This window comes from Sphingobium anseongense (assembly GCF_037725245.1).
Lineage (GTDB): Bacteria > Pseudomonadota > Alphaproteobacteria > Sphingomonadales > Sphingomonadaceae > Sphingobium.
Genome location: NZ_JBBJUL010000004.1, coordinates 264,458 through 278,838 on the forward strand (window position 1 = coordinate 264,458; position 14,381 = coordinate 278,838).

Genomic DNA, 14,381 nt, shown 5'->3' on the forward strand with positions numbered 1-14,381 from the left:
GGGTCTGTTCAGGCATAAAGCGTCGCGCGGGCATGGTCCCACATACGCGGCGATGATGCGCCGAGCAGGCCCCAGCCGGCTTCGCTGACGCTATAGTCCGACCCGTCCATACGAGCGCATCGTCCGCCCGCTTCGTTGAGAAACAGGCTGCCCGCCGCATGGTCCCACGGCATGGTGCGCGAGAAGATCGACACGTCGTTCTGACCGAGCACCAGCCGGGGATATTGCTCCGCCGCGCAGCGCGGGATCGCCACGATCTCGAACCGGCCAGCCGCGTTGCCGGTGATCTGCGCGCGTTCTTCGGGCGGGATGAAGGACACCGAAAGCGCGGCGATCGGCAGCTTTCCATCGCTTTCGCGCGCCAGGATCGGTTCGCCGTCGATCCAGGCGCCCGCGCCCAGCATCGCATGGCAGAGCCGGTCTGCCAGCGGGTCATATATCCATCCGGCCAGCGTCCTTCCCGCATCCGCGAGCGCGATCATGATCGCAAAGGGCGGCTTGCCGGCGGTGAAGTTGCCGGTGCCGTCGATGGGGTCGATGATCCAGTTCAACCCTTCGCCCAGCCGATCCATGATCGCGGGGTCGGCGGCGCAGGCTTCCTCGCCCACGACGCCAGCGTCGGGCAGGATATCCGCCAGCCCCTCGGCCAGCCGGATTTCACTTTCCCTGTCGGCAATCGTCACGAAATCATTGACGGCCTTTTCACTGATGTCCTCGGCGCGCAGATTGCGGAAACGGGGCATCACGATATCCCGGGCGACCTCGCGCATCAGCGCGGCAACGGGGGCGGCAAGGCCCTGCGCCATCAGCTGCGATAGTCCGCGTTGATCGAGATATAGCCGTGCGTCAGATCGCAGGTCCAAACCGTCGCGCGGCCTTCGCCAAGGCCCAGGTCAACGCCCACCAATATATCCTGGCCCTTGAGATGTGCGGCCACCGGCGCTTCGTCATAGCCTTGGACGGCTAGGCCATCGCGTGCGACTTGGGTGGCGCCGAAGCGGATCGACAGCTTGTCGCGTTCCGCCGGTTCGCCCGCCTTGCCGACCGCCATCACGATCCGGCCCCAATTGGCGTCCTCGCCGGCGATGGCGGTCTTGACCAGCGGTGAGTTGGCGATCGAAAGCGCGATCCGGCGGGCGCTGGCGTCGCTGGTCGCGCCTTCGACGCTGATTTCGATGAATTTCGATGCGCCTTCCCCGTCGCGGACGACGAGATGGGCCAGTTGGCGGCACAGATCGTGGAGCGCGGCGGCGAAAGCATCTGCCCCGGCGCTGTCCATGCCGGCCATTGGCACGTTGCCGGCCGTGCCGGTGGCGAAGGCCAGCACCGTATCGCTCGTCGATGTGTCGCTATCCACCGTGATACAGGAGAAGGTACGGGCGTTGGCCGCCGACAGCATCTGCTGGAGCAGCGGCGCCTCAATCGCCGCGTTGGTGAAGATATAGCCCAGCATCGTCGCCATGTCGGGCGCGATCATGCCCGATCCCTTGATGATACCGACCAGGTCGACCCGAACGTCGCCGATCATCGCGCTGACATGCGCGCCCTTGGCATAGGTATCGGTGGTGCCGATGGTGTTTGCGGCCTCTTCCCAGGTGCACGGCGTCGCGGCGAAGGCCGCGTCGAGACCCGCTTGCGCCTTGTCGACCGGCAGCGGGACGCCGATGACCCCGGTAGAGGAAATGAAGACATCGCTCGGGCGGCAATCGAGACGGTTTGCGACCCGCGCCGCGATCGCTTCCACAGCCGCGCGGCCGCGATGGCCCGTGAAGGCGTTGGCATTGCCCGCGTTCACTACCAGCGCCCGTGCCGATCCCAGGGGAATGGCGTCGCGGCACCATTCGACTTCCGGCGAGGGACACAGGCTATTGGTCGTGACGCCCGCGACAACCGTGCCCGGTTTCAGCTCCGCATAGGTCAGGTCGCACCTCTCCCACGCCTTGTATCCCGCTCGGGCTATGCGTAGCGTGACGCCGTCGATGGCGGGCAGCACGGGGAAGTGCGATGGGGCGAGGGGGGACGGCATGGTCATGGCGCGCGAATGCGGTAAATCAAGGCGAGCGTCAATCGTCTCCCGCCATGGTTGGATGATGATCGCCGTCGCGCTGGTGGCGAGCAATCTGTGTGGGTATGGCGCTCTCGCCAAGTCCAGGGCGCACGGACCCATTCCTCGCCTCAGTCCTGGCGAATGGGTGAGAGACGGCGACTATCCGGTAAAGGCCGTTTTGAACAAGCAGGCGGGCGCAACCGCCTTCCGCCTGACGGTGGATGCCGAGGGCTTTACGAAATCCTGCATTGTGACGGAAAGCAGCGGTAACACTTTGCTGGATGAAACCGCATGCGCCCTGATGCGCGCACGCGGCTATTTTCTGCCTCAGACCGACGATGCGGGACAGCCGATGGAAGGTGAATGGCGCAGTCGGATCGTCTGGCGTTTGCCGGGGAGCGACGACGGCCGCACCGCGCCGGGTGAGAAAGAAGCGGTTGCCGCGTACGAGCAGGAGGAACGCGCCATGGAGAAGCTCTGGAACCGGATGGAGAGTTTTTCCAGCGAAACCCATTTCACGATCCAGGCGGATGGGCATATGACCGACTGCGAACAACGGTTCATTGGCGCCATCGCCGCCCGGTTCGTTCCGTTTCGTTGCGGGGACATGCCGCCGGTCAGCGCCGCGTTCAAGAATGCCGATGGCGCACCCGTCGCCAAGCGCGTCGTCATCACCCATGGTATGAGTTTCGAGGATATAGACGCCCCTCCACCGGAGAGCGCGGCATCAATTGACTATCCCCCGCCCAAACCCTAAATCGCGGCGCATATCCGCGTGTCCCGGCAGGGGCGTTTCGCGTCCTTCACAGCTGTCAGGAATTCGCATGTTCGGCGCACTCGCCAAATCTCTCTTCGGATCGTCCAACGAGCGTTACGTCAAGTCTCTGGGCAAGCTGGTCGATCAGATCGCTTCATTCGAGGACGCGCTCGTCCCGCTTTCCGACGAGGATCTGGCCGCGCAGACGGTGAAGTTTCGCACGCGGCTGGCGGCGGGCGAAACGCTCGACGACCTGCTGCCCGAAGCCTTTGCCACCGTGCGCGAAGCGGCGAAGCGGACCTTGGGGCAGCGCCATTATGACGTGCAGATGATTGGCGGCATCGTCCTGCATCGTGGCGAGATCGCCGAAATGCGCACGGGCGAAGGAAAGACGCTGGTGGCGACGCTGGCCACCTATCTCAACGCGCTCGAAGGCAAGGGCGTGCATGTCGTTACCGTCAATGACTATCTGGCCGCGCGCGATTGCGACTGGATGGGGCAGGTGTATCGCTTTCTGGGACTGACCACCGGTGTCATCGTCCCCAATCTGTCGGAAGATCAGCGCCGCGAAGCCTATGGCGCGGACATCACCTATGCGACCAACAACGAACTTGGCTTCGATTACCTGCGCGACAATATGAAATATGATCGTGCGTCGATGGTGCAACGGCCGTTCAACTACGCGATTGTCGACGAAGTCGATTCGATCCTGATCGATGAAGCGCGCACGCCGCTGATCATTTCCGGGCCGACCGATGACAAGTCGGAACTCTATGTTTCGGTCGATGCGATCGTGAAGCAGCTGGATGCCGACGATTATGAGAAGGATGAAAAGCAGCGCACGATCACGCTGACCGAGGACGGCACCGAAAAGATCGAGCGGCTGCTGGAAGACGCAGGGCTGCTCCAGGGCAGCAACCTGTATGATTTCGAGAATACCCAGGTCGTCCATCATGTGAACCAGGCGTTGCGCGCGGTCGTCATGTTCCGGCGAGACATCGATTATATCGTCAAGGACGGCAAGATCGTCATCATCGACGAGTTCACCGGGCGCATGATGGACGGGCGGCGCTGGTCCGACGGCCTGCACCAGGCGGTGGAGGCCAAGGAAGGCGTCCAGATCGAACCGGAAAATCAGACGCTCGCATCCGTCACCTTCCAAAATTATTTCCGCATGTATCCCAAGATTTCAGGGATGACCGGCACCGCTTCGACCGAAGCAACCGAGTTTCACGAAATCTACAAGATGAACGTCGTCACCATTCCCACCAACAAGCCGGTGCAGCGGATCGACGAGGAAGACAGTTTCTACAAGAATCTGGAGGACAAGTTTCGCGGCATCGCCCGGACGATCAAGGAACATGCGCAGACCGGGCAGCCGGTGCTGGTCGGCACTGTGTCCATCGAGAAGTCCGAGATGCTGTCCGAATTCCTCAATCAGGAAGGCGTGGAGCATGCGGTGCTCAATGCCCGTTTCCATGAGCGTGAGGCGCATATCGTCGCGCAGGCGGGGCGCAAGGGCGCTGTGACGATCGCCACCAACATGGCCGGGCGCGGCACCGATATCCAGCTAGGCGGCAACCTGGAGATGCGGATCGAAGATGAACTAGCGGGGATGCCCGACGGCGCCGAACGCGATGCCGCGATCGAGCGCATCAAGGCGGAGATTGCCGCCGAAAAGGCCGGGGTTCTGGCGGCTGGCGGGTTGTTTGTCCTGGCTACCGAGCGGCATGAAAGCCGTCGCATCGACAATCAGCTGCGCGGTCGTTCGGGTCGGCAGGGTGATCCCGGCCTGTCGCGCTTTTACTTGAGCCTCGACGATGACCTGATGCGCATTTTTGGCCCGGACACGATGTTCGCCAAGATGATCCGGTCGAATCTGGAAGATGGCGAGGCGCTGCCACCGTCCAAATGGCTGAGCAAGGCGATCGAGACCGCACAGCGCAAGGTCGAGGCGCGCAACTATGATATCCGCAAGCAGGTCGTCGAATATGACGATGTGATGAATGACCAGCGCAAGGTCATCTATGAACAGCGCGCGGACATCATGGATGCCGATACGGTTGACGATGTCGTTTCGGACATGCGACGGGAAACCGTCAACGATCTCGTGGGCGCATCATGCCCGCCGGGCACATATCCCGAACAATGGGACATGGAGCGGCTGAAGCAGCGTACCGCCGAAATTTTGGGGCTGGAGCCCGATTTCGACGCATGGCTTGCCGAGGATTCGGTCGATCCTGAAATGATCGAGGAGCGGCTGGCCGCGCTGGCCGACGAGGCGGTGGCACAGAAGGTGGCTGACATCGACCCCCAGGATTGGCACGGGATCGAGAAGAGCATCTTGCTCCAGAGCCTGGATCATCACTGGAAAGAGCATCTTTCGACGCTGGATGCGCTGCGCCAGGTGGTGCATCTGCGTGCCTATGCGCAGAAAACGCCGATCAACGAATATAAGCAGGAAGCCTTTGCGCTGTTCGAACGGATGCTCGGCAATATCCGCGAGGATGTGACCGGGTCGATCGCGCGGGTTCAGTTCCAGATGGAGAATCCGCAAGGCTATCCGCTTCCCGAATTCGACCTGCCCGTGCTGCCCGATTTCATCACGACGCATATCGACCCGTTTTCGGGGGAAGATAATAGCGGCGACATAGATGCGGGGCAGTCGGGCCTGATCACCACCACCATCCCGCGCCCGTTCATAGGTGCGGGAGAAGCGGGCGAGTTCGCCAATCTCGACATCAGCCGAAATGCGCTCTGCCCGTGCGGGTCGGGCCTGAAATACAAGCATTGCCACGGCGCGCTGGCCTGAGCGCGAGCGCGTTCAGGACGGCTCGTCGACCCTCAACCTTCGCAGTTTGGGCGTCTTGATCATGTCTGCGGCGTCCTTGATCTCCAGGCGCAGGTCTTCGCGGGTCTGATGGATCGAGGCGATGACCGGTCCCATCGCCACGCCAAGGTCGATGAGCGCGGTTTCCGCGAGTTGTAGCGAGCTTTCGAGCGTTTCGGGCACCACGTCGCTCGCGCCCGCCTTGTAAAGCTGGGCGGCGTGGTCGGTATCGCGGGCGCGGGCGATGATGGGCAGGTCCGGCACCCAGCCGCGCACCCGTTTGGTCACGCGGACGGACAGCACCGGATCGTCCATCGTCAGGATCAGCGCACGGGCATGGCCAAGGCGCAGCTTGTCGAGCATTTCGGGCCGCGACACGTCGCCGAACATTATGGGATAGCCGCCCCGTCGCGCCTCGGCCACGACATCGGGGTCCGATTCCACCGCGACGAAACGCTGATTGTGGACCTTGAGCAGATCGCAAACCATGCGCCCGACGCGTCCGAAGCCGATGACCACGGCAGCGGGTTCGACCGTTTCCTCGCCGATCGGCAGCGGATCGTCCTTGGCGGTCATTTCGATCCGGCGGGCAAAGTCATGGCCGATCCGCGCCAGCAAGGGCGTGATGGTGAGGCCGATGGCGGTCACGATCTGCCAGAAGGCAGCGGTCGAAGGGAGGATCAGTTGCGCGGCGGCGGCGGCGGACAGGACGATCAGGGTGGTTTCCGACGGGCTGGACATCAGCACGCCGACCTCCAGCGCTACGCCCCGGCGGACGCCGGATATATAGAGCAAGGCGGCCGTCACCAGCGTCTTGACGATGACCACGCCCATCACCGCGAGCATCAGGCTGGTCCAGTTTGCCAGGATCACGCGGATATCGATGCTCATGCCGACGGTGATCAGGAAGACCCCCAGCGCCAACCCCTTGAACGGGGCGGTCATCACCTCGACCTCGCCATGATATTCGGTTTCGGCGATCAACAATCCCGCCAGCAGAGCGCCGACGATGGGCGACAGGCCCGCGATCGAGGTGGCGAGGCTGGAGACGATCACCACCAGCAGGCTGGCGGCGAGGAATACCTCGGGGCTTTTCGTGCGCGCCGCCTGGGCAAAGATATGCGGCAAAAGGAAACGACCGAGCAGCAACATGATGGCGATGGTGATGCCGCCGCGAACCAGCGTTTCAACGAGCCCGTTCCACCCGCCATCGGGGCTGGCGGCGATCGAGGGTGCGAGGGCGCCCAGGAGGAAGATGATCGGCACGAGCGCCAGATCCTCGAAAAGCAGCATCGAGAAGGCGGAGCGCCCCACCGGGCTTTGGGTTCCGACCATCGGCAGGACAAGTGCGGTCGAGGACAGGGCAAGCGCCAGGCCAAGGCCGATCGCGCCTGCGGTTGGCTGGCCCAGAATGTAAAGGCCCGCCGCGATGAATGCGCTGCTGCCCAACAGTTCAGCCGCGCCAACGCCGAAAACCTGGGTACGCATCGTCCATAATCGCCGGAAGCTGAGTTCCAGACCGATGGAGAACAGGAGAAGAATGATGCCCAGTTCGGCAAAGGGCGCGATCGCTTCGCTGTTCGAGATGGTGATATGGTAAAGCCAGGGATATTGGCCGACGAGCGACCCCAACCCTGCTGGTCCGACAGCGAGCCCGACCAGAATGAAGCCGATGACCGGACTGATACGAAACCGGGCGAAGCCGGGGATGACCAGCCCCGCCGCGCCGAGAATGACCAGGGAATCGCTGAAACTGTCGGGATCAATCACACCTGCCATGCGGTCATCATTACGTGCGTACGGCCAAATATCCAGCGAGACGACATAAAAATTGCTGCGGTGCAGCCCCGCAGGCAGATTTCGTCAGGTTGCCGGTCGCGCGTGGCTGGTATCGAGCATCTTGCCGTTGGTGATGATGACAAGGTCACCAAGCTTCGCCACCCCGAACAGCTTCTTTGCAAAGGGTGTCGGCACGCCGATGCAGCCATGCGTTCCGTTGCCCCATTGTACGTCGCTGCCGTGGACGGCGACGCCGTCATTGGTCAGCCGCAACATGTAGGGCATCGGCGCATCGTAGAGATTCGAAACATGATCGGCGTCCTTTTCGGTGATCGGGAAAGCCCCGAGCGGACTCGGCTTGTCGTCCGCGCCATACAGGATCACTGCCGCGCCGATTTCATAGCCGCCCCTGAACACCGACAGGGTTTGCGCCTTGAGGTCGACCGTGATGATGACAGGACCGTCAGGCACGCCAGCGTCGTCCCATACATAGTCGCCATGGCGAAACGGGCCTTCTATAGGCAGCACGCGCTTGACGACCATTGCATCGGCATCGACGTGAACCGGCTGGTCGCGTGATCGCTCAACCGGCTTGACGGGTGCTGGGGGCTTCGCTTTCGCCCTTGCGGGCGCGGTCGCCTCGCTCGGCGCGCGTTCGGGAAAGCCGGTAACCAGAAAAACCGCGATCATCGCGCCGCCGCCGATGATCAGCTTGGGTCCGACCGAACGGAAAAGGGATTTCAGCATGGCTCGACAAAGCTCCGGTTCGCGCGCGAGCTTAACGCCCAAAGGTTAACCGCTGCCTTCGCGCGTCACCTCGGCTGCGGCGATGGCGGTCAGATTGAGGATGCCGCGCGAGGTGACTCCGGGCGTCAGCACGTGGATCGGCTGCGCCAAGCCCATTAGCATCGGACCGACGGTTGGTGAGCTGGATGACCCGGCGAGCGCCGTCAGCGTGATGTTGGCCGCATCGAGATTTGGCATCACCAGCAGGTTGGCAGCCCCTTCGAACCGCGAATCGGGGACCAGTTTCTCGCGCAGGGATTGCGACAGCGCGGCGTCGGCGTGCATTTCGCCATCCACCGCCAGGCCTGGCTCGGCTGCGCGCACCAGCCCCAGCGCGGCCCGCATCTTGCGCGCGCTCGGGGAGTGGGACGCGCCGAAATTGGAGTGCGACAGCAGGGCCGCACGCGGTTCAAGACCGAAGCGTCGAATTTCCGCCGCCGCCAATATTGTCATTTCGGCAACCTGATCCGGCGTGGGATCGGGCACCATATGACTGTCGGTAATGAACAGCGCGCCGGCGTCGAGGATCAGCCCCGACAGCGCATAGACCCGGCTGACGGTCGGCGCGCGCTGGATGATGCGCAGCACATGTTCGACCTGGCCCCAATATTCCGAATTGCCGCCCACGAGTGCGGCGTCGACCCGGCCAGTGCGCAGCAGCATGGCGGCGGTCACGGTCGGGCGGCGATAGACGTGACGGATCACTTCGGCGGCGGGCACGCCCTTGCGAGCGGCAATCGCGCGATAGGCGTCGACCAGGGATTCGAAAACATCATGATCGGTTTCGGGATCGACCACGTCGACATCGCGATCGAGCACGAAGCGCAGGCCAAGCTCGGGCAATTTCTGTTTCAGGATGCGACGGCGGGCGACGATGGTCGGCCGCACCAGGCCTTCATCCAGCGCGTCCTGCACGGCGCGCAGCACCCGTTCGTCCTCCCCCTCTCCATAAGCGATGCGTCGGCGGGTGCCGCGCGCCGCTTCGAATACCGGCATCATCAACTGCCCCGACCGGGCGGTCTGTTGCGCCAGGCGGCGCGCATAGGCGGGGATGTCCAGCGTGCGGCGCGCCACGCCGCTGTCCATCGCCGCCTTCGCCACCGCCGGCGCAATCTCGACGATCAGGCGCGGGTCGAAGGGTGTGGGGATGATATAATCCGGTCCGAACACCAGCTTGCGCCCGCCATAGGCCTGGGCGACGCTGTCGTGCGCGGGCAGGCGCGCGAGCGCGGCTATCGCCTCGGCCGCGGCGACCTTCATCGCTTCGTTGATCTGGGTGGCGCCGACGTCCAGCGCACCGCGAAAGATATAGGGGAAGCACAGGACGTTATTGACCTGGTTGGCATAGTCCGATCGACCCGTTGCGATGATCGCGTCGGGCCGTGCGGCACGCGCGACTTCCGGCAGGATTTCAGGTTCCGGATTGGCAAGGGCGAAGATCAGCGGCTTGTCCGCCAGCAGCGGCAGCCATTCGGGCTTCAACACGCCCGGCGCGGAAAGGCCAAGGAACAGGTTTGCGCCCGGTAATACGTCCGGCAAGGTGCGGGCATTGGTCGTGCGGGCGTATCGCGCCATGTTCGGCAGCATTCCCTGACGCCCGGAATGAATGACGCCGTCCTTGTCGGTCAGCGTCACATTGTCGACGGGCAGGCCCATCGACACGAGCAGATCGACGCAGGCGAGCGCCGCCGCACCCGCGCCCGACGTCACCAGCCGGGCATTTGCCAGAGATCGGCCCTGCAATACCAGCGCGTTGCGCACCGCCGCGGCGACGACGATGGCGGTGCCATGCTGATCGTCATGGAAGACCGGGATGTTCATCCGTTTCTTGAGTTCGGCTTCGATCGCGAAACATTCGGGCGCCTTGATATCTTCAAGGTTGATGCCGCCAAAGGTCGGTTCCAGCAGCGCCACGGCATCTATGAACTTGCGCGGGTCGGTGGTGTCGACCTCGATATCGAAAACGTCGATGTCCGCGAATTTCTTGAACAGCACCGCCTTGCCTTCCATCACCGGCTTGGATGCCAGTGCGCCGATCGCCCCCAGGCCCAGCACGGCGGTGCCATTGGTGATAACGGCAACCAGGTTGCCTCGCGCGGTGTAATCCAGGGCCTTGTCCGGATCGGCGGCGATTTCTTCACAGGGCGCGGCTACGCCGGGCGAATAGGCGAGCGCCAGGTCGCGCTGGTTGACCATCCGCTTGGTCGGTTCGATGCGTAGCTTTCCGGGCCGGGGAAAGCGGTGATAATCGAGCGAGGCCTTGCGAATGTCGTCGTCCATGACTTCGCCTTAGAAGGCCTGCGGGGCAGGGGCAATGGCGGGCCTTTCCCATGGCGGTGCCGGAGCGTAGAGATGTTGCAGGAAGGCAATGAAGGCTGTCACGGCCAGCGGCGGTCGGGGCTGCGGCAGATGGACCGCGAACAGAGCGACATCCGCGAGGCCTTCATGCGCGGGAAGTATCTGTAGCAGCCGACCGTCCGCCAGCGCGTCGCTGACGTCCCACAGCGACCGCAGCGCGATACCGACCCCCGCCAGCGCCAGTTCGCGCGCCACCTCGCTGCTGTTGGTTCGGACGTGGCTGGTGCCATCGACGTTCACGCCGCCGCGGGGGCCGGTCAACCGCCACGGCAATTGCCCCTGCGCGGCGAGAAGGCGGTGGTGTTCGAGGTCGGCGATGCTGGCGGGCATGCCGGCGCGGGCGAGATAGGCCGGCGATGCGCACAGGATGCGCCTGTTTGTCGCCAGCCTGTGCGCCGTCAGGCCGGCACCCGGGTCGGCCGCGATGCGGACCGCCACGTCAGCGCGGCTTTCGATGAGGTCGGCGAATTCGTCCGACAGATCGAGCCGCATCGTCACGAGCGGGTAAGCGTCGAGAAAACGGCCAAGATGCGGGGCGACATGCATCCGGCCAAAGGAGGTCGGCGCTGTCACCGTAAGCAAACCCGATGCCTCGACCGCCGCGCCGGTCACACGGCGTTCGGCATCGTCAAGCGCCGAAAGGATTGCGCGCAAGTCTTCGAACAGGCATTCGCCTGCGGGCGTCAGGGCCAGCCGGCGGGTCGTGCGGTGAACCAGCCGCGCGCCGAGGCGTGCCTCCAGCCGTACCAGGCGCTTTGACACCATGGCGGGTGATATGGCGAGCCTGCGCGCGGCGGCGGACAGTCCTCCTTCCTCGGCGATGGCCGCGAACAAGGCATAATCGGGGTCCAACATATTTTCACCTGGAGAAAGACTGATTTATTATATCGGTGCCTACCGCCCGTAATCGCCATGGTCTATGTGCCCGATGAATTTTCAGCATGAGGAAGCATGGCATGAGCGCCCTGATCGACAAGGCCGGTATCAAGGTCGCCACCGAGCTGGTTTCATTCATCGAGGAGCAGGCGCTGCCGGGCACGGGCATCGCGGCGGACCATTTCTGGCGCGGGGCGGCCGACATATTCGCGCGGTTCGCGCCGGAAAATGTCGAGCTTCTGGCCAAGCGTGACACGTTGCAGGCGCAGATCGACGCCTGGCACGACGGGCAGGCCGGCAAGCCGATCGATATGCAGGCCTATCAGTCCTTCCTGCGCGATATCGGCTATCTCGTGCCCGAACCCGCGCCCTTCCTAGTCGGAAGCGACAATGTCGATGACGAGGTCGCGCGCCTCGCCGGTCCGCAACTCGTGGTCCCTATCCTGAACGCCCGGTTCCTGCTGAACGCCGCCAATGCCCGCTGGGGCAGCCTGTACGACGCGCTTTATGGCACTGATGCGATTCCTGGCGCAGCGACGGGCAAGGGCTATGATGAAGCGCGTGGCGCGCAGGTTATTGCCTGGGCAAAGGCTTTCCTGGACGATGCCGTACCGCTAGCCAACGGCAGCTGGGCCGCGCTTTCGGGGGACGACATCGTGCTGCGCGACCCCGGCCAATATGTCGGCCACAGCGCCAAGGGCCGGCTCTATCGCAACAACGGCCTGCACATCGAAATCATCTTCGACCGCGACCATCCGATCGGCAAGGGCGACCCGGCGGGCATAGCCGACGTCATTCTGGAATCGGCGCTGACCGCGATATGCGATCTGGAGGATTCGGTTGCGGCGGTGGACGCCGCCGACAAGGTGGCCGCCTATGGCAACTGGCTCGGCCTGATGCGCGGCGACCTGACCGACACGTTCGAGAAGAATGGCGCGATGATGACGCGCTCGCTCAACCCGGACCGTATCTATGCCGCGCCTGACGGCAGCGCATTGACGCTGCCAGGCCGCAGCCTGCTTTTTGTCCGAAATGTCGGGCACCTCATGACCACGCCGGCGATATTGTTGGCCAACGGCCAGGAAGCGCCCGAGGGCATATTGGACGGCATGGTCACCAGTCTGATCGCGATGCATGACCTTGCGCGTGAGGGCGGGAACAGCCGGGCGGGAAGCATCTATATAGTCAAGCCCAAGATGCACGGGCCGGAAGAAGCGGCCTTCACCAATCGCCTGTTCGACGCGGTCGAAGATATGCTGGGTCTTGCCCGACACAGCATAAAGGTCGGCGTCATGGATGAGGAACGCCGCACATCGGCAAACCTCGCGGCCTGCATCGAAGCGGTCAAGGACCGTATCATCTTCATCAATACCGGCTTTCTCGACCGTACGGGCGACGAGATGCACACGTCGATGCGTGCCGGGCCGATGATCCGCAAGGGTGAGATGAAGACATCCGACTGGATCGCCGCCTATGAGGATCGCAACGTGCAGATCGGGCTTGCCTGCGGCCTGTCGGGTCGCGCGCAGATCGGCAAGGGTATGTGGGCCGCGCCCGACCGCATGGCGGACATGCTGGAACAGAAGATCGGCCACCCCAGGAGCGGCGCGAACACCGCCTGGGTGCCGTCGCCCACGGCGGCGACGCTGCACGCGACCCATTATCATCGCATCGATGTGTTCGCGCGGCAGGCCGAGCGCAAGGCGGAAGGCATAGCGTCGCTGGACAGCCTGCTGACCATTCCGCTCGCGACCGGCCACAACTGGTCGGAAGACGATGTCGCGCAGGAACTCGACAATAATGCGCAGGGCATATTGGGCTATGTCGTCCGCTGGATCGATGCGGGGATAGGCTGTTCCAAAGTGCCCGACATCCATGACATCGGCCTGATGGAAGATCGCGCCACGCTGCGGATATCGTCGCAGCATATCGCAAACTGGCTGTTGCATGGCGTCTGCAATGGCCGACAGGTGGATGCCGCCTTCGCGCGGATGGCGGCGAAGGTCGATGCGCAAAATAGCGCGGATCCGCTCTATCGCCCGATGGCGGGCCATCCTGACGGGCTGGCATTTCAGGCGGCGCGCGCGCTCGTATTCGAAGGGGTGACGCAGCCCAACGGTTATACCGAGCCGCTGCTTCATGCCTTCCGCGCGCGCGCCAAAGCGGCGGGATGAGGCCGCAAAATTCGAAATCTTTAGCGAAGTTTCGATAACGTAATGCTTGGCATTACGTCCATTTTATACTATTCAAGCTGTCGGGGCGCGGTCGGAGTGCCGTATGACAGTGGTAGTGCATCATCTGGCGGACAGCCGCTCGCAACGCATCTTGTGGCTGCTTGAGGAACTGCAACTGCCCTATGCGGTCAAGCGCTATGAGCGCAACAGCTTTACGCTGCGTGCGCCGCCCAGCCTGCGGCAGGTTCATCCGCTCGGGCGCGCGCCGATCGTGGAAATCGACGGACGCAAGCTGATAGAAACCGGCGCGATCGTCGAATATCTGGTGCGCAGCGCTGGCGGCGAACTGGGCGTGGCGGGGGACGATGACGACGCGGTGCGTTACCGCCTGTTCCTCCACTATGCCGAAGGGTCGTTGATGTCACCGTTGCTTGCGCTGCTGGTGGTGATGAAGCTCGGCTGGCTTGGCCGTCCCGCGCGCGGGACCGTGCAGGGGATGGTGAATGATCACCTCGACTGGTTGGAAACCGAACTCGCGACCCGCCCCTATTTTGCCGGGCAGGAATTCACCGCCGCCGACATCATGATGAGCTTCCCGCTGGAAGCTTCGCGGGCACGCGCGGGTCTTGACCAGCGCAGGCCGCACCTGATCGACTGGATCGACCGGATGCATGCGCGACCGGCCTATCAGGCAGCGCTCAAGGCTGGCGGCCCCTATAGCTACGGGTGAATCCGGCATAGCTACGGGTGAATCCGGCAACCTGATGTTGCGCC

Annotated in this window: 10 protein-coding genes; 4 read left to right on the top strand and 6 right to left on the bottom strand. The window is 63.5% G+C overall.

Annotation, left to right across the window (positions count from 1 at the left end):
• Nucleotides 1–8: 8 nt before the first annotated feature.
• Nucleotides 9–806 (bottom strand): inositol monophosphatase family protein, encoded by a 798-nt coding sequence (locus WG908_RS07590; protein WP_340185956.1) that lies wholly within the window; start codon nucleotides 804–806, stop codon nucleotides 9–11.
• Nucleotides 806–2,032 carry a bifunctional glutamate N-acetyltransferase/amino-acid acetyltransferase ArgJ gene (gene argJ / locus WG908_RS07595; protein WP_340185957.1) on the bottom strand — a complete coding sequence of 409 codons (1,227 nt, stop codon included), beginning with the start codon at nucleotides 2,030–2,032 and terminating at the stop codon, nucleotides 806–808. The genes WG908_RS07590 and argJ overlap by 1 nt, the downstream gene beginning before the upstream one ends.
• On the opposite strand from argJ, the gene WG908_RS07600 reads away from it, so the two are divergent.
• Entirely contained in the window at nucleotides 2,025–2,804 is a 780-nt protein-coding gene (locus WG908_RS07600; protein WP_340185958.1) for an energy transducer TonB, read from the top strand. The genes argJ and WG908_RS07600 overlap by 8 nt on opposite strands.
• 67 nt (nucleotides 2,805–2,871) lie before the next feature.
• Complete coding sequence (secA, locus tag WG908_RS07605; protein ID WP_340185959.1) at nucleotides 2,872–5,616, top strand: preprotein translocase subunit SecA; 2,745 nt, start codon at nucleotides 2,872–2,874, stop codon at nucleotides 5,614–5,616.
• Nucleotides 5,617–5,628: 12 nt separating this feature from the next.
• Here the strand turns inward: secA and WG908_RS07610 are convergent, their stop codons facing one another.
• The 4 genes from WG908_RS07610 to WG908_RS07625 form a co-directional block, all read right to left on the bottom strand.
• Nucleotides 5,629–7,413, bottom strand: a complete 1,785-nt coding sequence (locus WG908_RS07610) for a cation:proton antiporter domain-containing protein (RefSeq protein ID WP_340185960.1) — start codon at nucleotides 7,411–7,413, stop codon at nucleotides 5,629–5,631.
• A gap of 84 nt (nucleotides 7,414–7,497) precedes the next feature.
• Nucleotides 7,498–8,160 carry a L,D-transpeptidase family protein gene (locus WG908_RS07615; RefSeq protein WP_340185961.1) on the bottom strand — a complete coding sequence of 221 codons (663 nt, stop codon included), beginning with the start codon at nucleotides 8,158–8,160 and terminating at the stop codon, nucleotides 7,498–7,500.
• A gap of 45 nt (nucleotides 8,161–8,205) precedes the next feature.
• Complete coding sequence (locus WG908_RS07620) at nucleotides 8,206–10,479, bottom strand: NADP-dependent malic enzyme (RefSeq protein ID WP_340185962.1); 2,274 nt, start codon at nucleotides 10,477–10,479, stop codon at nucleotides 8,206–8,208.
• A gap of 9 nt (nucleotides 10,480–10,488) precedes the next feature.
• Nucleotides 10,489–11,412 (bottom strand): LysR family transcriptional regulator, encoded by a 924-nt coding sequence (locus tag WG908_RS07625; RefSeq protein ID WP_340185963.1) that lies wholly within the window; start codon nucleotides 11,410–11,412, stop codon nucleotides 10,489–10,491.
• Nucleotides 11,413–11,513: 101 nt separating this feature from the next.
• Between WG908_RS07625 and WG908_RS07630 the strand changes: the two genes are divergently transcribed.
• Complete coding sequence (locus WG908_RS07630; protein WP_340185964.1) at nucleotides 11,514–13,607, top strand: malate synthase G; 2,094 nt, start codon at nucleotides 11,514–11,516, stop codon at nucleotides 13,605–13,607.
• Nucleotides 13,608–13,710: 103 nt separating this feature from the next.
• Nucleotides 13,711–14,337, top strand: coding sequence for a glutathione S-transferase family protein (locus WG908_RS07635; protein ID WP_340185965.1), 627 nt, complete (start codon nucleotides 13,711–13,713; stop codon nucleotides 14,335–14,337).
• The last annotated feature ends 44 nt before the right edge of the window (nucleotides 14,338–14,381 follow it).

Excerpts from the sequence above, each read along its gene's own strand:
- WG908_RS07590 (WP_340185956.1), bottom strand. The coding sequence starts at position 806 with ATGGCGCAGGGCCTTGCCGCCCCCGTTGCCGCGCTGATGCGCGAGGTC.
- WG908_RS07600 (WP_340185958.1), top strand. The coding sequence starts at position 2,025 with ATGGTCATGGCGCGCGAATGCGGTAAATCAAGGCGAGCGTCAATCGTC.
- argJ (WP_340185957.1), bottom strand. The coding sequence starts at position 2,032 with ATGACCATGCCGTCCCCCCTCGCCCCATCGCACTTCCCCGTGCTGCCC.
- secA (WP_340185959.1), top strand. The coding sequence starts at position 2,872 with ATGTTCGGCGCACTCGCCAAATCTCTCTTCGGATCGTCCAACGAGCGT.
- WG908_RS07610 (WP_340185960.1), bottom strand. The coding sequence starts at position 7,413 with ATGGCAGGTGTGATTGATCCCGACAGTTTCAGCGATTCCCTGGTCATT.
- WG908_RS07615 (WP_340185961.1), bottom strand. The coding sequence starts at position 8,160 with ATGCTGAAATCCCTTTTCCGTTCGGTCGGACCCAAGCTGATCATCGGC.
- WG908_RS07620 (WP_340185962.1), bottom strand. The coding sequence starts at position 10,479 with ATGGACGACGACATTCGCAAGGCCTCGCTCGATTATCACCGCTTTCCC.
- WG908_RS07625 (WP_340185963.1), bottom strand. The coding sequence starts at position 11,412 with ATGTTGGACCCCGATTATGCCTTGTTCGCGGCCATCGCCGAGGAAGGA.
- WG908_RS07630 (WP_340185964.1), top strand. The coding sequence starts at position 11,514 with ATGAGCGCCCTGATCGACAAGGCCGGTATCAAGGTCGCCACCGAGCTG.
- WG908_RS07635 (WP_340185965.1), top strand. The coding sequence starts at position 13,711 with ATGACAGTGGTAGTGCATCATCTGGCGGACAGCCGCTCGCAACGCATC.